We start from the raw sequence: 20,732 nt of genomic DNA, 5'->3' as shown, positions 1-20,732 counted from the left end.
AGTCCCCCTTCAGCCACGCGGCCCCGAGCCCTCGAGCGATGGCCTTGCCGCCCGGAAGGTCGCCGCCTCGGAATGAGCGTGCCCACCCTATTCCTCGAGTAAGATAAGCTCGATCGTCCTCGGCCATCCACTGCGTCCATCGAAACCGGACTCCATCCGCAGGCCGTCACGCCGGACGAGCTGGACTCACTAGAAGGAACTCCCGTGAAGCGAGCCATCTGGACCGCCGCCGGTGCGCTATTCATCGCCTCGGCCCTCACTCGTGGCGCGGCGGCGGGGCCGGTCGTCGAGCACGTCGTCCTCATCGGCATCGACGGGCTGAGCCCCGACGGCCTCCGCAAGGCGAAGGTGCCCGTGATCGACGGCCTGCGGAAGGGAGGGGCCTGGACGTACCACGCCCGGGGCGTCATGCCGACGTCCAGCAGCTCCAACTGGGCGTCGATGATCATGGGCGCCGGGCCCGAGCAGCACGGCGTCACGTCCAACGACTGGAAGCCCGGCGACAAGGCAATCACCCCCACGGCCGTCGGCCCCCGCGATCACTTCCCCACGATCTACGGCCTGCTCCGCGATCAGCGGCCGAAGGCGAAGATCGGGATCTTCCACGACTGGGGCGACTACGCCCGCCTGGTGGAGAAGGGCGTGGCCGACGTCATCGAGAACCCGAAGGGGCCGCAGGCCACGGCCGAGCGGGCCGCCGCCTACATCAAGTCGGAGCGGCCGACGCTCGCCTTCGTGCACCTGGACCACGTGGACCACGCCGGCCACAGGCACGGCCACGGCACGCCGGAATACTACGGGTCGGTCGAGGAGGCGGACCGCCTGGTCGGCCGGATCCTCGAGGCCATCCGCGAGGCCGGCATCGCCGAGACGACCGTGGTCCTGGTCACGGCGGATCACGGCGGCAAGGGGAAGGGGCACGGCGGCAACACGATGGGCGAGCTCGAGATCCCCTGGATCATCGCCGGCCCCGGCATCGCGGCCGGCAGGGAGATCCAGGCGCCGGTCAATACCTTCGACACGGCGGCGACGCTCGCCCTCGTGCTCGGCCTCGAGACGCCGGAATGCTGGATCGCCCGGCCGGTCCGCTCGGCGTTCTCGGCCGCCCCCTCGCACGGCAACGACCGCTGAGGCCCCGACGACATGGACCCTTCCAGGCGGCTGAAAATCCGGCGATGGGCGACGCTCGGCCTGCTGGTCACGGGCTACGCGGGCTACTACGCCTGCCGCTCGAACCTGCCGGTGACGCAGGTCATGATCGAGGACGACCTCGCGAGGGGCGGCATCAGTCACGAGGCGGCGCGGCTGGGCATCGGGGCGGCGGTCTCGCTGGGGATGCTCGCCTACGCCCTGGGCAAGCCGTTCGCCGGCCCGCTCGCCGACTTCCGGGGCGGCCGCGCGGGGTTCCTCGGCGGGATGCTCGGGGCGATCGCCTGCACCGTCGCGATGGCGATGACCGGCACGCTGCCGGCCTTCACGGCGCTCTGGGTCGGCAATCGACTGACGCAGTCGTTCGGCTGGGCCGGGGCGCTGAAGGTCGTCTCCCGATGGTTCGGCCCGGCCCGCTACGCCTCCGCGATGGGGGTCGTGAGCCTGAGCTTCCTCTTCGGCGACGCGGCGGCGCGGTTGGTCATGGGCCGGCTGATCCACCTGGGCCTGGGCTGGCGGGCGATCTTCCTGGCCGCGGCCGGATTGCTCGCCTCGCTCTTCGTGCTCAACGCGATCGCGCTGCGGGAATCGCCCGCGGACCTCGGCCTGCCGGAGCCGGACGCCGGGACCGACTCGGTCTACGGTCGCGAGGGGGACGATCCCACGGCAAGGGGGCTGCGGGACCTGCTCGGCCCGCTGATGATGAGCCCGGCCTTCTGGGTCGTCTGCATGCTCTCCCTCGGCCTGACGCTGCTCCGCGAGGCGTTCAGCACCTGGACGCCGACGTACTACACCGAGGGGCTCGGGCTGTCCAAGGCCCAGGCCGCCGACGCCAGCGCCCTGTTCCCGCTCTTCGGCGGCCTCTCGGTGCTGCTGGCGGGGTATCTCGGCGACCGGCTGGGCCGAGCCGGGCGAGGCTGGGTGATCCTCGGTGGGCTCTCGATGGTCGGCGTCGGCCTGCTGACGCTGGCCCTGGGGGACTTCGGCAAGAGCCCGGTCGGCCCGATCGCGATCGTGACGGCGGTGGCCTTCTGCCTGCTCGGGCCGTATTCGTACCTCGCCGGGGCGATCTCGCTGGACCTCGGCGGCAAGCACGGGGGGGCCACGGCGTCTGGCTTCGTGGACATGGCCGGCTACCTCGGCGGGGCCTTCGCCGGCTGGGGCCTGGCCAGGACCTCCCTTGACATCGGCTGGCGGGGCGTCTTTGCCCTGCTCGCGGGCGTCGCCTGGGCCTCGGCGGCCGTGGCGCTGATCTACCTTTTCATGCAGGCGCGGGCCGCGGCCAGACGCGGCACGCCCCGGGACACGACGACGACGATGACGATGACCCTCTTCGACCGGATCCTCGGACTCTTCTCCGATCGCGGCGACTCGGCCTACTACGGCGAGAAAGTCACCCAGTCCGAGCACGCGCTCCAGTCGGCCCACCTGGCCGCGCTCGAGGGGGCGGACGACGACCTGGTGGTCGCGGCCCTGCTCCACGACATCGGCCACCTGGTCAGCGGGCACGACGAGGACATCGCCGACCGCGGCCTCGACGGCCGCCACGAGGACGCCGGCGCCGCCTGGCTGGCGGCGGCCTTCGGGCCGTCCGTGATCGAGCCGATCCGGCTCCACGTCGCGGCCAAGCGCTACCTCTGCGCCGTCGACCCGGCGTATCGCGACGGCCTCTCCGACGCCTCGCGCCAGAGCCTCTCGCTCCAGGGCGGCCCGTTCGACGCCGCCGGCATCGGCGCGTTCGAGGCCAATCCCCATCACCGCGAGGCCCTCCGCCTCCGCCACTGGGACGACGCGGCGAAGGTCCCCGGGCTGGCCGTCCCCGGCCTGGATCACTACCGCGACCGGATCGAGGCCGCCGCCGCCCGAGCGGGGGCGGCCCGATGAGCCTTCGTTACGACGACGCCGTCGTGGGCGCCGGGATCGTGGGCCTGGCCCACGCCTATCACCTGGCGAGACAGGGGCGGCGTGTGATCGTCTTCGAGCGTCACGGCCGCGCCATGGGGGCCTCGGTCCGCAACTTCGGGATGATCTGGCCGATCGGCCAGCCGGCCGGCCCTCCCCGCGAGCTCGCCATGCGGAGCCGGGAGATCTGGCTCGACGTCCTCCGCGAGGCCGGGCTCTGGCACGGCCGCGTCGGCTCGCTCCACCTGGCCTATCGCGACGACGAGGCCCGGATCCTCTCCGAGTTCGCCGTGTCCGAGGCCACGGCCGGCACCGGCTCCGCGGTCGAAGTGATCGATGCCGGACGGGCCCGCGCGATGGCGCCGGGCGTCCGCCGCGACGGCCTGAAGGCGGCGCTCTGGAGCCCGGCCGAGACCTGCGTCGACCCCCGCGCCGTCGTCGAGCGGCTCCCGGCCTGGCTGGCCGAGACCTACGGCGCCCGGTTCGAGCTCGGCCTGCCGGTCCTCGGCTACGACCGGCCCCGCGTCCTCACCCCGGCCGGCGACCGCGAGGCCGATCGGCTCTGGGCCTGCACCGGCGACGAGTTCCACGCCCTCTACCCCGACGCCTATCGCGAGGCGGGCCTGGTCCGCTGCAAGCTCCAGATGATGCGGTCGGCGCCCGCGGAAGGGGGATGGCGGCTGGGTCCGATGCTCGCCGGCGGCCTGACCCTGCGGCATTACCGGTCGTTCGAGCACTGCCCGTCGCTGCCGGCCCTCAAGGCGCGGGTCGCCGCCGAAAACCCGGAGCTCGACCGCCACGGCATCCACGTCATGGCCTCGCAGAACGACCGGGGCGAGGTCGTCATCGGCGACTCGCACGCCTACGGCGATCCGGGCCCGTTCGACGACGCCGCGATCGACGCGCTGATCCTCGGCTACCTCGCGACGTTCCTGGAGGTGCCCGGCCTCCGGATCGCCTCGCGGTGGCACGGGACCTACGCCAAGCACCCGCGCGACCCCTACGTCGTCGCGAGCCCGGCCCCCGGGGCGGTCGCCACGATCGGCCTCGGCGGCGCGGGGATGACGCTCTCCTTCGGGGTGGCCGAGAAGGTCGTCCGCGATCAACTGGAAGGGAACTGAACGATGGCGATTGAGCTGGTGATCTTCGACCTGGCCGGCACGACCGTGGACGACGGCGACGCCGTCAACCGCTGCCTCCGCGACGCCCTGGCCGCCGCGGGCGTGACGGTGACGCGAGACGCCGTCAACGGCGTCATGGGGATCCCCAAGCCGGTGGCGATCGGCGTCCTCCTCGGCGGCGACGCCCCCGCCGATCGGATCGCCGCGATCTTCGACGACTTCGCGGTCCGGATGACGCGGTTCTACGCCGAGGATCCGGCCGTCGCCGAGGTCGCCGGCACCTCGGAGACCTTCGCCGCGCTCCGCGCGGCCGGCATCAAGGTCGCCGTCAACACGGGATTCGACCGCGCCGTCACCCGGACCCTCCTTGACCGCCTGGGCTGGGAGCGAGGCGGCCTCATCGACGCCAGCCTCTGCAGCGACGAGGTCCCGCGCGGGCGGCCCCACCCCGACATGATCCGCCGGTTGATGGCCGACCTCGGCGTGGGCGACCCCCGGTCCGTCGCCAAGGTCGGCGACACCCCGGCCGACCTCCAGGAGGGGACGGCCGCCGGCTGCGGCCGCGTCGTCGGCGTCCTCAACGGGACCCACACCCGCCCGCAGCTCGAGGGCTTCCCGCACACCGACCTGATCGCCTCCGTCGCCGACCTCCCCGGGGCCCTCGGCCTCGACCCGGCCTCGGATCGCCCGGCGGGATGAAGCCGGCGCCCCCGCGGGGGCGCCGGGGGCGGGGCCTTCACGCAATATTCCTCATTTCAAACTAATGGGGTTCATATCATCACGATATAGTTATGCAAGATTTTTGACAGTGCGGATCGCCGAGGAGCACTCATGCGTCGTCTTGCATGCTACGCGTCGTTCACCCTGATCCTGCCTCTCGCGGCGCTGGGATGTTCCGGGGAGCCGTCGCGGTACGCCGCCTCCGGGGCGGTGACGATGGACGGGGCGCCCGCCCCGTTCGTGGTCCTGAAGTTCCACCCCGTCGGGGGGGATCCGAAACTCGGCGGGGCGGGCCATACCGACGACGCCGGCAAGTTCACGATCGGCGAGGACGGCAAGAACACCGGCTTCCCGGCGGGCGACTACAGGGTCACCTTCTCGCAGACGCTGGTGAAGGGGAAGCCGACCCTCGCCGGCAGCGGCGGCAAGGCCGCCGAGAGGGAGAAGACGGAGAAGGAAGCCGTCCCCGACGACTACCGGAACCCCGAGAAGACCCCCGTCACCGCGACCATCGGCCGCGGGGCCAATGCGTTCACGTTCGACATCAAGACCGGCAAGTAAGCGCCGGTCCCCGGGCCCCCCGCCGCGAATCCCGGCCCCTCCCCCCGCCTCCGCACCTTCGCGCGACGTAGAGGGTCGGATTCCGCCTCCCCGGACCGAGGGGAGGTTGCCCGTGGGACAGGCTTCATCCCCCCAACCGTCCTTCATCTTCATCCTCCTCCCGACCCAAGGTAGACCCATGAAACAGCGCCGCGCCTTCACCCTGATCGAGCTGCTGGTCGTGATCGCGATCATCGCGGTCCTGATCGCCCTGCTGCTCCCCGCCGTCCAGTCCGCCCGCGAGGCCGCCCGCCGCTCGCAGTGCACGAACAACCTCAAGCAGCTTGGCCTTGCCCTGCACAACATCCACACCTCCGAGAACAAGTTCCCTCCGGGGGCCAATGACAACGGGACGACCTGGTCCGCCTGGCTCACCCCCTACTTCGAGCAGTCGGCCCTGAAGGATGCCATGTGGCTCCTGCCGGAGAAGAACCACGTCGACGACGTCGCCGTCGGCATGCCCGGCTCGAACGGCGACTGGGCCGCCCCGTACCCCGGATTCGCCAACGCCAGCATCACCGCCGGGGTCACCTCCAACCAGGAGAACTACGGCGTGGGCGGTGGCTGGGGCCCGGCCACCGAGCGCTGCGTCGCCGCCTGCGAGACCGTCGTCTCCGTCCTCCGCTGCCCGTCGTCGGCCCTGCCGGAGCACGTCAACACGCCCAGCTATGAAGACTGGATCGTCCAGAAGCGCGTCCCGATCAACTACGCCGCCAACGCCTCCGGCACGCTCACCCAGCTCTATCAGGATATCGACCTGGTCGGCGACCCCAACGGCTCCAAGCTCTCCGACGGCGCCTTCCAGCTCGAGCGAAATGCGAACCAGGGCGGCCGGCGGCTGTCGATCCAGTCGTTCACCGACGGGCTCTCCAATACGGTCTTCATCGGCGAGGAGCATTTCACGCTCAAGACCAGCTATGACGTCTCGGAAATGGACCTCCAGGGGGTCGCTCGCCGCAAGGCGGTCTGGCAGTTCGGATCGGACAGCATCGACTGCCAGTACGGCATGAACGAGGCCTTCGGCAGCACCGGCGTGCCGATCAACCTGAAGCCCCCGGTGCCCGCGGTCACCAGCGGCGCCCAGCTCGAGGCGTACATCGCCAGCTACGGCAGCATGCACCCCGGCGGTGCCAACTTCCTGATGGGCGACGGCAGCGTCCGCTTCATCAAGCAGTCGATCGCCCCGAGTATCTTCTCCGGCCTGGGCACCCGGGCCGGCGGCGAGACCATCAGCGCCGACAGCTACTGATCGACCGTCGTGCCCTCGTCAACAATCCGATCCGGCTCGGCCCGGTCCGCCGACGATGGCGGCGCCGGGCCGGATCGCATCTCCCCCCGAACACGCGTCCCCCCGCGGAGTCGATTGATCATGTGGATTCGCCGGCGGCCGGCCCTGACGGTCCTGCTCGCGCTCTCGATCGCGGCCGCCGCCGCCATCCTCGGCCTCGCCCGGGCCCGCGACCACGCGATGGCCGTGGCGGCTTCGCCCGGATCCCCGGCCCAGGCCCGCCAGCGGCCGGCGGTCGCGGTCGTCTTCACCTCGCGGACCGAGCCCGCCAGCCTCCGGGCCGAGGCCCCGGAGTCCTCGCCCTACCGCGAGCCGGTGCCGGTCCCCTGGGCCGCCGGGGTGGGCCGGCTCCGCCTCCTCGACGACGCCGGCCGCCTCTGCGAGCTGACCTGGGGGCGACGCCTGCCGGACGGCTCCACGCTCGTGGACGTGATGAGCCCCTCGGCCTCGATCGACGGCCGGCGGATCCTCTTCGCCGGCCGCAGGTCCGCGGCCGACCGCTGGCGGATCTACGAGGTGTGCGTCGACGGATCGGGCCTGCGGCCGCTCACCGGCGGCCCGACCGATCCCGGCTGCGTCGCCGTCCCACCGCTCCGCTTCCGGGCCGACGGCTCGCGGATCCCCGACGACGAGCGGAAGCGCATCGACTACGACGACGTCGACCCGACCGACCTTGGCCCCAACGGCTTCGCCTTCGCCTCCAGCCGGCTGCCGGACCTCGGCCGCGACCACGGCCGCCGCGCCACCCAGATCTGGGCCTGGGCCCCGGGCGAGCCGGCCCCGATGCCCCTCACCGCCAACCGGAACAACGACCGCTGGCCCGTCCTCCTGCCCGGCGAGCAGGTCCTCTTCAGCCTCTGGAGCCGCAACCGCGAGGCCGTGACCGCGGACCTCTCCGACGTCCGGCCCGTCGCCGACGGCGGCACCTTCGCGACGAAGCCGGCCGACAACTGGATGGCGGCGATCGTCATGACCAACGCCGCGCAGTTCGGCTACGCCGTCAAGGCCCGCGAGCCCGTCTGGCGGCCCCGGCCCCTCTTCAACGGCCGGATCGCCTTCATGACGTCACCGACACCCGGCGGGCCGCTCCGGCTCGCCCAGGCCGACTGGGGCTACATCCGGACCTCGCCCAGCTCCCTCGCCGACGCCCCGGAGCTCCCCTACGAGGGGGGCGCCCAGCGGCACTTCGGCCCCGATCGCGACGCCCAGGGGCGCCCCCTGGTCGCCGCCTGCCCGTCCGCCGCCCCGGGCCATTCGGTCCTCTTCGCCGCCGCCCCGGCCGATGCGCCGCCGGGCTCGTTCGCCATCTACCGGGTCGCCGACGACTGGTCGGCCGGCGCCCCCGCCCCGGAGCTCGTCTTCGACGACCCGGCCCTGGTCGACGCCGAGCCGGTGGCCGTCTATCCCCGACTCCTCTCCCCCGAGCCCAGGCGGATCACCCCGCCCTCGGCGGACGGCTACGCCGCCCTCCGGAAGATCACGCTCGCGTCGGGCGAGGCCTACGACGGGCCGGCGGGCTACCTCGAGAACGTCGCCATGGCCGCCGCGATCCGCAACCCGATCCCCTGGCACGACCGATCGGCCGGGGAACGGGTCGACCCCCGCCGCAACCCGGTGGTCTCGCCCCCGCCCAACCTCGCCTCCATCGCCGTCTACGCGGCCGGCCGCGACCGCTTCGACGATCCCGACGCCCTCCGCGTCCCCGGCACCTGGGAGAAGCGTACGACCGTCCCCGTCGCCGCCGAGGACGACCTCCGGGCGTGGATCCCCAGCGACCCCCTCCGCCCTTCGGTCCTCGTCGGCCTCGACAAGCAGGGCAAGGTCGCCCGCTGGACCACCCCGGCCTCGGGCAATCGGCCGGCGCGCAGCTATCTCGCCTACGCCGGCGACCACTACAGCGGCGTCCGTCCCAATGGCTACCACTACTGCAACGGCTGCCACACCGGGCACACCTTCGTCGTCCTCGACCCCCGGGAGCGGACCGTCGAGCCGATCCGCGGGATCTTCTCCGCTCGGTAGGCCCCATCTCCGCCCATGAGGGCGAGCAGGGCGGCTCGATCTCGGAACACCGGGGCCCGAACGCCGGGCCCCGGAAGCCTGCCAGGGCGGGCTCACCCGTCGTCGGCACCCTCGCGCCGGCCCCCGGCCGGCGATGCGGGAAGTCGACGCCGGCGACGTCGCTGGTCCTCCGAAAGGCCCGCATGCTAGAATGCCCAGCCTGGCCGCCGCCCGCCGGGAATCGCCCCCGCTGGAATCCCCGCTCCAGGTCCCCGAGAATCGAGCCCATGTCGACCGACGCCGCCCACGACCCCGGAACCCGCCCGGCGACCGCCGAGGGAGGTGAGCAGACCCCGCGCGTCCTGATCGTCTGCCAGCACGCATCGGTCCGGTACGGCGGCGAGGCGGTCCTCCCCTGGCACTACTTCCGGCTCCTCCGCCGTCGCGGCGTCGAGGCCTGGATGGTGACGCATGAGCGGACCCGGGACGAGCTGATCGGGCTGCTGCCCGGCGAGGTCGACCGGATGTACTTCATGCCCCATATCGCCATCGAGCGCATCTCCCTGAAACTCGGGCGGAAGCTGCCACCCCGGATCGCGTACGCGACGCTCGGATCCGTCTGCCGGCTCAAGGAGCAGCTCGCCGCCCGGGAGGTGGCCAGACGACTGGTGAAGGAACTCCGAATCGACGTCGTGCACCAGCCGATCCCGGTCGGCCCGCGCCTCCCGTCCGTGCTCCACCACATGGGCGCGCCGGTGATCATCGGCCCGATGAACGGCAACATGAGCTTCCCCCCGGGCTTCGGCCACAAGGACACGGCCTACGGCCTGCTCCGCAAGGGGGCCAACGCGATGAACCGGCTCTTCCCCGGGAAGCTCCGGGCCGAGATCCTGCTGGTGGCCAACGAGCGGACGCGGCGGGGCCTGCCCGCCGGCTGCCGCGGCGAGGTGATCGAGCTGGTGGAGAACGGCGTCGACCTCTCCCTCTGGTCCCCCGCCCCCGACCGACCGCCTCGCCACGGCGAGCCCGCCCGGTTCCTGGCCATGGGACGGCTCGTCGACTGGAAGGTCTTCGACGTGGCGCTCGACGCCCTGGCGCGGGTGCAGGCCCCGCATCCGCCCACGCTCGACATCCTCGGCGATGGCCTCATGCGGCCGTCCCTGGTCGAGCAGACGGCCCGCCTCGGCCTGGGAGACCGCGTGCGGTTCCTGGGCTGGAAATCCCAGCAGGAATGCGCGCGGCTCCTGCCCGAATACGACGCCCTGATCCACCCGAGCATCTACGAATGCGGCGGCGCCGTGATCCTGGAGGCCATGGCCAGCGGCCTCACCGGCGTCATCGCGGACTGGGGCGGCCCGGCCGATTACCTGGATCCCACGTGCGGCTTCCTGGTCCCCCCCACATCCCGCGAGGCGCTCGTCGCCGGCTTCGCCGACGCGATGACCCGCCTGGCCACCGACCCGGAACTCTGCCGGCAACTCGGCCGCGCCGCCCTCGAGAAGGTCCGCAGCCAGTTCGACTGGGAGGCCAAGATCGACGCCATCCTCGACGTCTACCGTCACGCCATGGCCGGCCGCCAGGCGGCCGGAATCCGGTGATTGCCGCCCTCGACATCGCGGTCGTCGCCATCATCGGTCCGCGATGGCCGGCAGCCAGGCCGCGATGACGGCGATGAGGCCGGGCAGGCCCTGCTTGACCAGGAAGCCCGTTTTCTCGAAGGTCGCATAGCCGACGACCGACGCGAGCACGGCCCAGGTCCCGAAGAACGTCGCCAGGGGGCGGACCCACTCCGGGCCCTGGAGCCACGGGGCCGCCATCCCCCACGCCGCGCCGGCCGCCAGGGCCGCGTTGGAGTACCCTTGATTCCGGCCGACTCCGGCGGCAGCCCGCGCGTCCGCGTCCGACATCCCGAGGATCTTGGTGGCTGAATTCTCCCAGTCGAAGATCTCCTTGTACGCGAACACGGCGTGGGCGATCAGGAGCGGCACGAGGCCCGCGACCGGCAGCCATTTCAGCACCATGGGACCCATGACGAACCACCCTCTCCCAGGAACGATGTAAACGTACACGACGGCCGCCGGGCCGGCACGGTCAATGCCCCTTCTTGTAGACGAGCGTCCCCTCACCCGCCCAGCCGTAGCCGACCGGATCCATGGCCCCGAGGACGAAGGGCTCGGTCACGGCGGTCATGATGAAGCTCCCACCGATGACCTTCGCGAACCGCCCGGTGCACAGGGCGGGGACGGGATTGAACTCGGCGACGAAGACCGCCACGAAGAGCCCTCCGCGCACGGGGTAGAGCGTCACCTTGCCCGGAGCGGCCGCGCCATTGGACGTATCGCCGTAGGTGAAGACCAGCCGGTCCCCGTTCGCGGCCGTGAAGACGAACGGCACGGCGCTGTCGAAGTTGGCCGTCCCGTCGGGGTTGAATCCGAGGACCTGGAACGCCCCCTCGCCGTAGTACCGGCCCAGCTCCGTGGCCTGGCCGACGGCGAAGTGGCCGGACGGAACACCTGGCACGAGGGGGAGGTAATCCGCGATCCCCCCGCCGACGACCTTGAACGGCTTGACGACCTGCGCCTGCACGGGTGCCCCCGCCAGGCAGGACCCCGCGGCCAGCGTCACGAGATAAGCCGCGACCGAGATGCGATGCGTCCCGCGAGCCATGAGAGTGCCTCCACGTCCGCGTGAGAGGTGAGGCCGGCGCCCGCGCCGCGGACGAGGCGTCGGAGCCGGCCGAGGGTGGACCTGTTCGTCCTGACGCAGGAGTCCGGTCGCGACCTACCGGCCGCGCCGTCGGATGAGAGCGAGGCCGACCCCGGCCGCCGCGATCCCTCCCAGGCAGAGCGCCGAGGGCTCGGGCACGGCCGAGACGATGATGGAGCCGTTGGTCGTGTAGCCGATGAGCAAGCCGTTGCTCGGGTCGCCGTAATAGATCGGGTTCCTGTCGGTCGCGGAGCCCTGGAGCGTCGTCGTCGTGCGCGGGGGCAGCCCGTCCAGGGTCGCGGTCAGGGCATAGACCCCTCCGGTCTCCAGGATCGTGCCGTCCGCCAGCTTGAAGAAGAACCGGTCGAGGTACGCCGTGTAGTCCCCGCTCGCGAAGCTCGACGGGTCGCCCGAGGCGAACCCCGGGTCGTTCGTATTCTGCATCACGTTCTCGATCATGCCGTGGAAGCTCCCCCCGCCCAGGGGCGCCCCCGTGCCGAATGTATAGTCGCCGAGCCCGGCATACGACCCGCTGAACAGCGAATCGCCGCCCGTGAACTCGATGGTGCTCCCCACCTGGGCCTGCCGATGGATGGTGAAGTACCCGACCCCGGATAGCCCGTAGAGCGTGAACTCGGGTCCCTGGTTGAACGCCGTGCCGCCGAGGATGGTCACGTCCTGGACCGCCATCCCATGGAACGTGGTATCCCCTGCGACGATCGGCGCCGCCCGGGCTGTGGTGGAGGCGATCAGCGGGAGGAGGGCGAGGCAGGAGAGACAGGCTCGGTGGCGTATCATGCTGGGCTCTCGTTGGGGGATGGAGGGCTGGACCGACCGAAGGGATCTGACACCGGCTTCCTGAAGGCAGCAGGGGGCCGTCCTCCTCGGACCGGAAGGGATCACACCATCGATCCTGCTCGCCGTTCCAAAAGGTCACGACGATTCGGCAATTTCCCGTCGCAGAGAGCCGATCCCCGAGGGTCGAGGCCGCGGGGGACCTGGCATCCTGCTCGCGAATCTGCAAAGATCCGTGTGACGATTGAACACCCTTCGGCAGGATTCATGGTGACGGGGCCGCGGATGGCATCGACACCGCCCGATGAACAGGATGACGATCACGACCGGCTCTTGAGGGAGGCCGCGCGCGGGGACCAGCACGCGCTGCGGCAGCTCCTGGAGGCCCACCGGGGGAGGCTCAGGCGGATGGTCGCCCTGCGGATCGATTCGAGGCTGGCGGCGCGGGTGGACGCGTCCGACGTGGTCCAGGAGGCCATGCTCGACGCGGCGAAGAAGCTCGCGGATTACGAGCGGGAACGGCCGCTGCCCCTCTATCCGTGGCTGCACCGGCTGGCCGCGGAGCGGCTGGCGGCGGCGCATCGGCATCATTTCCGAAATGGCCGCTGCGTCGGCCGCGAGGAGCCGTGCGGCTCGTGGCTGGACCCCTCCGCCGCGATGCTCGTCGACCAGCTCGTCGCCGGCGACACGACGCCCGGACACGGGCTGCTCCGCGAGGAGCAGCGGCAGCGGGTCCGCGAGGCGCTCGGCCGGCTCGCCCCGGCCGACCGCGAGATCCTGGTGATGCGATATCTCGAGGACCTCACGTTCCCGGAGATCGCGGCGATCCGGGGGGTCACCGAGGGGGCCGCCAAGATGCGGCACCTCCGCGCCATCGAGAAGGTCCGCTCGCTCCTCAGGGACGACGCCTCGGGGCCGCTCCCATGAGCGAGCCGGATGTCCTCGCCGAGGAGGACGATCCCGAGCTCGCGGAGGCCGCCGCGGAGGCCGGCGAGCGGCTCCGGCGGGGCGAGGAGGTCCGGCCCGAGGACTACCCCCGGCACGCCGAGGCCCTCCGCCGCCTGCTGCCGGCCCTCCGGATGATGGCCGGGATGCCGGCGTCGCCGGCGAGCCTCGCGCCGGAGATCGGCCGGCTGGGGGACTTCCGGCTGATCCGCGAGGTCAGCCGCGGCGGCATGGGGATCGTCTACGAGGCCGTCCAGGAATCGCTGGGCCGACGCGTCGCGCTCAAGGTCCTCCCCGAGGCCGCGGCGCTCGACCCGAGGAGCCTCCGCCGGTTCCAGGTCGAGTCCCAGGCCGCCGCCAGCCTGGACCATCCCCACATCGTCCCCGTCTACGCGACCGGGGCCGCCGGCGGCATCCCCTACTACGCCATGCGGTTCATCGACGGCCGCGACCTCGCCCGGGTCCTCCGCTCGCTCCGCCGCGACGACCCGGATGAGACCCTGGCCGGCGCACGCCGCCGGAGCTCCCCCGCGCCGAGGTCCACGCTCGGCCCCTCCCACGCCCGCGAGGCGGCCCGCCTGGCGAAGCAGGCCGCGGAGGCCCTGGACCACGCCCACGCCGCCGACATCCTCCACCGCGACGTGAAGCCCTCCAACCTCCTGGTCGACGACGCCGGCCAGCTCTGGGTCGCCGACTTCGGCCTGGCCCGGATCAAGGGGGGCCTGGACCTGACCCACACCGGCGACGCCCCGGGCACCCCCCGCTACATGAGCCCGGAGCAGGCCCTCGGCCGCCGCGAGCCGCTCGACGGCCGCGCCGACATCTACTCCCTGGGCGCCACCCTCTACGAGATGCTCACCCTCCGCCCCGCCTTCCCCGGCGACGACCGCATCGAGGTCCTCCGGAAGATCGCCCAGGAAGAGCCCCCCCGGCCCCGGTCCATCGACCCCGCGATCCCCGTGGACCTGGAGACGATCGTCCTCAAGGCCATGACCAAATCGCGCGGGGGGCGCTACGCGACCGCCGCCGACCTCGCCGCCGACCTCGGCCGGTTCCTCGACGACCGCCCCATCCTCGCCCGCCGCCCCGGCCTGGCCGAGCGGGCCGCCAGGTGGACGCGGCGGCACCGCGAGCTCGTCCTGACCGCCGCGGCCGCGGTCGGCCTCGTCCTGCTCGCCGCCGCCCTCGGCGCCGCGAGTTACATCGACTCGATCCGGCGCAACGAGGCCGTCCTCAAGGCCGCCGCCGACCGCGCCGACCGCAGCGCCGCCGACGCCGAGCGGCAGGCCCGCGAGGCCGACCGCCATCGCCAACTGGCCCAGCGCCATTACTTCGCCGCCGAGTTGCGCCTGGCCCAGCAGGCCATCGATGCCCGCGACTTCGAGGTCGCCCAGGACCTCCTCGACTCCGTCGCGCCCGCGTCCGGATCCGCCGAGCCCGCCGACTTCGCCTGGAGCTACCTCCGCAAGCTCGCCCGGGCCGAGATCGTCCGCCTGCCCGAGCAGGATATGCCGATCAATGGAATGGCCCTGTCCCGGGACGGCCGGACCCTCGCGACCAACCACGGGGGGACGACGCTCGCGGTCTGGGACCTGCCGGCCGAACGGATCCGCACCACGATCGCGGAGCCGGGGGCGATGTATCGCGAGCCCCATCTCACGCACGACGGCCGGCTCCTCGTCGCGCCCATCCTCTACACCCCGCACCTCGACGAGCACACCCTGGGCCTCTGGGACGCGGCGACGGGGCAACTCCGGGCGGTCCGCCGGGCGGCTCCCCCTCCCCGAGTCGACATGGAGTATCTCTGGAATCAGGTCCATTTCCTGGATGGGGAACGGCTCGTCGCCCACGTCCTGTTTCTCCCGGGCAAGACCATGTCGATCCGGATCTGGGCGGTCGATTTCGACCCGGCGAAGTCCACCCCCATGGTCACCCTCGACCGCCTCGACGCGGTCGCCTTCGCGGACCGGGGCACGCGGTTCGCGACCCGGGAGGGGGATCGCCTGAAGATCCGCGACGTCTCCACCGGCACCGTCCTCGGCGAGCTGGCGGCCGTGCCCGCGGGGTTCCGGCGGCTGGCCCTCTCGCCCGACGGCCAGATGCTCGCCGACTGGGCGGGGGGCGGCCGGATCGTCATCCGGAGCCTGGAGCGACTGATCGATCTCGCTGAATACGACTGCGGCGCCCCGTACGGCGAGATGGCCTTCGACCCGACCGGCAGGACGGTCGTGGCGATCGCGGAGGGGGGGAAGCTGCATCTCTGGGACTGGGCGACCGGCCGGGCTCGTGTCTTGATCCCGGACGATCTCGATCGGTCCCGCAGCGGCGTCCACTTCGGCTTCTCGCCCGACGGCCGCCTCCTGACGACGGGGGCGACCGGCAATCCGGGAGGGGACCAGCCCCTCCTCCTCTGGGATATGAAGTCGGGCCGACGGCTCGGCGCCCTGGCCTACGGCGATCACCACCTTCCCAGGGATCACCTCTTCACCCCCGACGGCCGCTCGGTCGTCCTCAACCTCGGCCGGTCGCCACAGATCTGGCACTTCAACCCGATGCCCGAGCCCCCCCAGCCGGCCGGTCATCGGGACGAGACGTGGGCCCTCGCCTTCTCGCCCGACGGCTCGCTCCTGGCCACCGGCAGCGACGACGAGAAGAACCCCGAAGGAGTGACGATCAAGCTCTGGGATCCGGCCACCGGCCGGCTCGTCCGCGCCTGGGACGGCGGCCCCGGCACGGTCGCCTCGCTCGCCTTCTCGCCCGACGGCAAGACCCTGGCCTCCGGCCACATCGAGACCGGCGACAACCTGCGGACCTGGGACGTCGCGACCGGCAAGCCCATGCAAACCCATCGGGGGCACATGCAGCGCGTCCGCGCGGTGGCGTTCTCACCCAACGGCTCGATGCTGGCCGCCGCGGGGGGCCAGAAGCTCAGTCCGAATGAGGACTGGCAGGTCCGCGTCTGGGAGGCCGCCACCTTCCGCGGCCTCCGCTCGCTGACGGGCCATGAGAACACCGTCCACGCGATCGCCTTCTCCCCGGATGGTCGCACGCTCGCCTCGGCCGACAGCGACGGGGTCGTGCGGACCTGGGACGCCGCGACCGGCTCCGCGCCGGCGACCCGGCGAGGCGCCGCCCCCATCGCCGGCATCGCGTTCGCGCCCGGAGGCCGGACCCTGGCGGTCGCGGACGAGTCCGGCGTCGTCACCCTTTTGGACCCCGACGGCCTGGCCGTCCGCTCGACGATCCGGGGGGCCACCGACCGCCTCCTCGGCCTGGCCTACGCCCCCGACGGACGGTCCATCGCCACCTGCGGCCGCTCGGGCGTGATCCGCCTCTGGGACGCCCTGACCGGCCAGGAGCTCCTCGTCCTGAAGGGCCACAAGGCTCAGGTCAATGCCGTCGCCTTCTCCCCCGACGGCTCCACGCTGGCCTCCTGTTCCCACGATGGCGAGGTCCACCTCTGGCGCGCCCGCTGACGCTCGCGAACGAGGGGATCGGCGAAAATCGAGAGTCGACCGGGACGACGGGGGGACCACGCCGACGGCGACACCGATCTCAGAAAGGATCGAATCTTCAAACACTTCGCCTCCTCGGGGCGTAGAATGAAGGTTGATGAAGGGGAGTAGCGACTGCCTTCGAGCAGGAGTGGGCGCCGTCAGGACGTTCGCGGCAGCGAGCCGGTGTCCACACCGATGAGTCGGTTACGCGAGACCTTCACCTCGGGCGAACTTCGCCCTGGGTGGAGGTCTTTGGCTTTTGGGCTCGAGCGCTCATCGGGCCGCTTCCCTTCCACCTCCGAGCCCGTGCCGTCGCGACAAGGCGGGGGGCATCATGAGTGTCCTGACCACGGAAACGCCCGGTCCGGCCGCCTGGCATGCGATGCCCGCGATGGCTTGCCTCGATCGCCTCGGCTCGACCTGCGGGGGCCTGAAGTCCGCCGACGCGGCGCGGCGGCTGGCGGAGTGCGGGCCGAACGAATTGCGGAGCGGCGGTCGGGTCTCGCCCTGGGCGTTGCTCCTCGATCAGTTCCGCAACGTCCTCATCGTCATCCTGCTGATCGGCATCGTGCTCTCGGCGGTGCTCGGCCATGCGGTCGAGGCGGTCGCCATCGCCGTGATCGTGCTCTTCGCGGCCCTGCTCGGGTTCGTCCAGGAGTATCGGGCGGAGCGGGGCATGGAGGCCCTCCGCGAGATGGCCGCCCCCACCGCCACCGTCCTCCGCGACGGCGAGGAGACCGAGGTCCCCGCGCGGGAACTCGTGCCCGGCGACGTCATCCTGCTGTACGCGGGTGACCGGATCCCGGCCGACGCACGGCTGATCGAGGCCGTGAACCTCCGCGTGGAGGAGGCGCCGCTCACCGGCGAGTCGGTCCCGGTGGAGAAGCAGGACGGGCCGACGACCGACGACGAGCCGGCGGTCGGGGATCGCGCGAGCATGGTCCACGCCGGCACGGCCGTGACCTACGGCCGCGGCCGCGCCGTCGTCACGGCGACCGGAATGGACACCGAGTTCGGCAAGGTCGCGCGGATGCTCCAGGGCGTGGAGGTCGCGCCGACCCCCCTGCAGCAGAACCTCGCGAATCTCGGCCGCGTGCTGGCCCGGTCGGCGCTCGCCGTGGTGGCGGTCATCGTGGCGGTCGGCCTGCTCCGGGGCCAGCCGCTCGTGGAGATGCTCGTCTTCGGCATCGCGCTGGCGGTCGCGGTCGTCCCGGAGGCCCTCCCCGCGGTGGTGACGATCTCGCTGGCGATCGGCGTCCAGAGGATGCTGCGCCGCAACGCCCTGATCCGCCGGCTGTCGGCGGTCGAGACCCTGGGCAGCACCTCGGTCATCGGCTCGGACAAGACCGGCACGCTGACCCGCAACGAGATGACCGTGCGGCGGCTCGTCGTCGCCGGCCGCACGGTGGACGTGTCGGGCACCGGCTACGAGCCGGTCGGCGCGTTCTCGCACCGGGGCGAGGGGACCGCGCCGCCGGGCCCGGTCGGCCGGCTGCTCCGGGCCGCGGTGCTCGCCTCGGACGCGCACGTCGCGCGCGAGGAGGGGACCGACCGGTGGGTCGTGAAGGGGGACCCGACGGAGGGTGCGCTCGTCGTGGCCGCCGCCAAGGCGGGCCTGCACAAGGCGGACCTGGACGGGCGATACCCGCGGGTGGGGGAGGTCCCGTTCACCTCCGAGGCCCGACGGATGATCACCCTGCACGAGACGCCCGGCGGCCTCCTCGCCTGCGCCAAGGGGGCGCCCGAATCCCTGCTGGAGTCGTGTCGCCTCGTCGCGATCGAGGAAGGGGAAGGGCCGCTGGGCCCGGAGGGGCGCGAGGCGATCCTCGACGAGGCGCGACGGATGGCCGACGAGGCCCTCCGCGTCCTGGCCGTGGCCGACCGCCGCGGCGCCTCGCTCGAGGACGCGGAGGGCGACATGACGTTCCTCGGGCTGGTCGGCATGATCGACCCGCCCCGGCCCGAGGCCCGGGCGGCCATCGAACGCTGCCGGCAGGCCGGCATCAAGGTGGTGATGATCACCGGCGACCATCCCCTGACGGCGGCGGCCGTCGCCCGCGACCTCGGCATCCTCCGCGACGGCCGCGTCGCCACCGGCGCCGAGCTCGAGGCGCTCGGCGACGAGGAGCTCGCCCGCCGGGTCCAGGATATCGACGTCTACGCCCGCGCCTCCCCGGCCCACAAGCTCCGCGTGGTCACGGCCCTGCAGGCGCGGGGCCACGTCGTCGCGATGACCGGCGACGGCGTCAACGACGCCCCGGCCCTGAAGAAGGCCCAGATCGGCGTGGCGATGGGGATCACCGGCACGGACGTCACCAGGGAGGCCGCGGCGATGACCCTCACGGACGACAACTTCGCCTCGATCGTGGCGGCGGTCGAGGAGGGCCGAGGCGTCTTCAACAACGTCAAGAAGTACCTGATGTATCTCCTCTCGTCGAACTTCGGCGAGATCGGCCTGATGGCGGGCGCCGCGATGCTCGGCCTGCCCCTCCCGCTCTCGGCGGTGATGCTCCTGTACGTGAACCTCGCCACCGACGGCCTGCCCGCCCTGGCCCTGGCCATGGACCCGCCCGAGGCGGACCTGATGCGACACCCGCCGCGGGCCCCGCGCACCGGGATCTTCGCCCGCCCGGTGATCGTGCTCATGATCGTGGGCGCCATCTGGTCGGCGCTGATCAACCTCGGCATCTTCGCCTGGGCGACGCACGCGGGGAGGCCGCCCGCGGAGGCGATGACGCTGACCTTCGCCACGCTGGTGCTGACCGAGTTCTTCAAGGCTTACAACTTCCGTTCCGACCGGAGGTCGGTGCTGGTCCGGCCGTTCGCCAACAGGTGGCTGAACCTCGCGATCGCGTGGGAGCTGCTCCTGCTGGCGTTCGTCGTCGAGACGCCGCTCCTCCGCGGGCCCTTCGGCACGGCGGCCCTGGGCGCAGCCGACTGGTTCCTCGCCGTCGCGCTGGCGTTCACCGTCTCGCCCGTCCTGGAGCTCGCCAAGTGGCTGGAGCGGCGCGGCTGGTTCGGGCGGCTCGATTGCGCGTGAGCCGGCCCGGACCCTTACTTTCCACCCAGAGGAGGCCACCATGTCCGTCTTCCGAACCATCCTCGTCGCGGCCGATTTCTCGCCCGAATCGAGGGGCGCCTTCGACACGGCCTGCTCCCTCGCCGGCGGAGGCGAGGCACGCCTGACCATCCTGCACGTCCGGCCGGAGCCGCAGGGCCAGGGCGCCGAGGACGACCGCGAGGCCGTACTCGACCGCCTCCGCGAGGCCTACGTCCCCGACCGCCCCCTCGCCACGGAATACCGGGTGCGGCACGGCAACCCCTCGGACGTGCTCCTCATCGAGGCCGCGGAGATGCGGCCCGACCTGCTCGTGATGGGGACGCACGGCCGCACCGGCCTGGGCCGGCTGCTGATGGGCAGCGTGGCCGAGGAGGTGCTCCGCCGCGCCTCCTGCCCGGTCCTCGTCCGCCGGGCCGCCGGCGGCCATGACGCGGGGCGCCCTCCGCGCGTCATCGTCCATCCGACGGACTTCTCCGAGTCGTCCGACGCCGCGCTCCAGGTGGCCCGCGCGCTGGTCCGCGAGCAGGGGGCGACGCTGATCCTCCTCCACGTGATCCAGGTGCTCGCCCCGCCCAACATCGACGTGCCGGGGACGGTGGAGGATCCGGTGCTCTGCAAGCAGACCCTGCAGGCGATGTGCGAGTGCCTGGACGACGTCGACCTGCGGCGGTCGGTGACGTCGCAGCTCAAGTTCGGGCACTCGACCACCGAGATCCTCCAGGCGGCCGAGGACGACCGCTGCGACCTGCTCGTGATGGGGACGCACGGGCGCACCGGCCTTGGCCGGCTGCTGATGGGCAGCGTGGCCGAGGAGGTGCTCCGCCGCGCCTCCTGCCCGGTCCTGCTGATCCGAGCCGGCCTGGAAGCCCCAGCCGAAGCCAGGTACGCCCCATCCACGATCCGCTCCGTCACGCGGGCGGCGGCGACGACGGGCGGATGATCGACCGCGT

General features: G+C 72.2%; 15 protein-coding genes. 12 read left to right on the top strand and 3 right to left on the bottom strand.

Translation table 11 applies throughout. The annotated features are described in order from the left end of the window. The first annotated feature begins 204 nt into the window (after positions 1–204). From G6O54_RS23305 to G6O54_RS23270, 8 genes are all read left to right on the top strand, one after another. A complete protein-coding gene (locus tag G6O54_RS23305; RefSeq protein ID WP_165228591.1) occupies positions 205–1,131 on the top strand; it encodes an alkaline phosphatase family protein in 927 nt (308 codons plus the stop codon). 12 nt (positions 1,132–1,143) lie between these two features. After that, positions 1,144–3,033 carry a phosphonate degradation HD-domain oxygenase gene (locus G6O54_RS23300; protein ID WP_165228589.1) on the top strand — a complete coding sequence of 630 codons (1,890 nt, stop codon included), beginning with the start codon at positions 1,144–1,146 and terminating at the stop codon, positions 3,031–3,033. After that, a complete protein-coding gene (locus G6O54_RS23295) occupies positions 3,030–4,172 on the top strand; it encodes a TIGR03364 family FAD-dependent oxidoreductase (RefSeq protein WP_165228587.1) in 1,143 nt (380 codons plus the stop codon). Before G6O54_RS23300 ends, G6O54_RS23295 begins: the two co-directional genes overlap by 4 nt. 3 nt (positions 4,173–4,175) lie before the next feature. Next, positions 4,176–4,871, top strand: a complete 696-nt coding sequence (locus tag G6O54_RS23290) for a phosphonatase-like hydrolase (protein ID WP_165228585.1) — start codon at positions 4,176–4,178, stop codon at positions 4,869–4,871. Between the two features lie 132 nt (positions 4,872–5,003). Beyond that, on the top strand, positions 5,004–5,453 hold the full coding sequence (locus tag G6O54_RS23285) for a hypothetical protein (RefSeq protein ID WP_165228583.1): 450 nt from the start codon (positions 5,004–5,006) through the stop codon (positions 5,451–5,453). 178 nt (positions 5,454–5,631) lie between these two features. Further along, positions 5,632–6,741: a DUF1559 family PulG-like putative transporter gene (locus G6O54_RS23280; protein WP_165228581.1), complete on the top strand. Its 1,110-nt coding sequence runs from the start codon at positions 5,632–5,634 to the stop codon at positions 6,739–6,741. Between the two features lie 120 nt (positions 6,742–6,861). Further along, a complete protein-coding gene (locus G6O54_RS23275; protein ID WP_165228580.1) occupies positions 6,862–8,799 on the top strand; it encodes a TolB-like translocation protein in 1,938 nt (645 codons plus the stop codon). Between the two features lie 266 nt (positions 8,800–9,065). Beyond that, positions 9,066–10,376, top strand: coding sequence for a glycosyltransferase family 4 protein (locus G6O54_RS23270; RefSeq protein WP_165228578.1), 1,311 nt, complete (start codon positions 9,066–9,068; stop codon positions 10,374–10,376). A gap of 30 nt (positions 10,377–10,406) precedes the next feature. Here G6O54_RS23270 and G6O54_RS23265 read toward each other — a convergent pair whose 3' ends face one another. The 3 genes from G6O54_RS23265 to G6O54_RS23255 form a co-directional block, all read right to left on the bottom strand. Then, positions 10,407–10,808 (bottom strand): DUF1304 family protein, encoded by a 402-nt coding sequence (locus G6O54_RS23265; RefSeq protein ID WP_165228576.1) that lies wholly within the window; start codon positions 10,806–10,808, stop codon positions 10,407–10,409. Between the two features lie 61 nt (positions 10,809–10,869). Continuing rightward, positions 10,870–11,445 (bottom strand): hypothetical protein, encoded by a 576-nt coding sequence (locus G6O54_RS23260; protein ID WP_165228574.1) that lies wholly within the window; start codon positions 11,443–11,445, stop codon positions 10,870–10,872. Between the two features lie 114 nt (positions 11,446–11,559). Continuing rightward, positions 11,560–12,282 carry a PEP-CTERM sorting domain-containing protein gene (locus G6O54_RS23255; protein WP_165228572.1) on the bottom strand — a complete coding sequence of 241 codons (723 nt, stop codon included), beginning with the start codon at positions 12,280–12,282 and terminating at the stop codon, positions 11,560–11,562. 282 nt (positions 12,283–12,564) lie between these two features. Between G6O54_RS23255 and G6O54_RS23250 the strand changes: the two genes are divergently transcribed. From G6O54_RS23250 to G6O54_RS23235, 4 genes are all read left to right on the top strand, one after another. After that, positions 12,565–13,206 (top strand): sigma-70 family RNA polymerase sigma factor, encoded by a 642-nt coding sequence (locus G6O54_RS23250; protein ID WP_165228570.1) that lies wholly within the window; start codon positions 12,565–12,567, stop codon positions 13,204–13,206. Continuing rightward, positions 13,203–16,700, top strand: a complete 3,498-nt coding sequence (locus tag G6O54_RS23245) for a WD40 repeat domain-containing serine/threonine protein kinase (RefSeq protein WP_165228568.1) — start codon at positions 13,203–13,205, stop codon at positions 16,698–16,700. Before G6O54_RS23250 ends, G6O54_RS23245 begins: the two co-directional genes overlap by 4 nt. 355 nt (positions 16,701–17,055) lie before the next feature. Next, a complete protein-coding gene (locus tag G6O54_RS23240) occupies positions 17,056–19,761 on the top strand; it encodes a cation-translocating P-type ATPase (protein ID WP_165228566.1) in 2,706 nt (901 codons plus the stop codon). A 40-nt stretch (positions 19,762–19,801) separates the two neighbouring features. Further along, positions 19,802–20,722: a universal stress protein gene (locus G6O54_RS23235; protein ID WP_165228564.1), complete on the top strand. Its 921-nt coding sequence runs from the start codon at positions 19,802–19,804 to the stop codon at positions 20,720–20,722. Positions 20,723–20,732: the final 10 nt, after the last annotated feature.

The sequence above is a fragment of the Aquisphaera insulae genome, from assembly GCF_011064615.1.
Taxonomy (GTDB): Bacteria; Planctomycetota; Planctomycetia; order Isosphaerales; family Isosphaeraceae; genus Aquisphaera; species Aquisphaera insulae.
The sequence above is the reverse complement of the archived record's forward strand: the minus strand, read 5'-3'. Positions and strand labels throughout refer to the sequence as shown.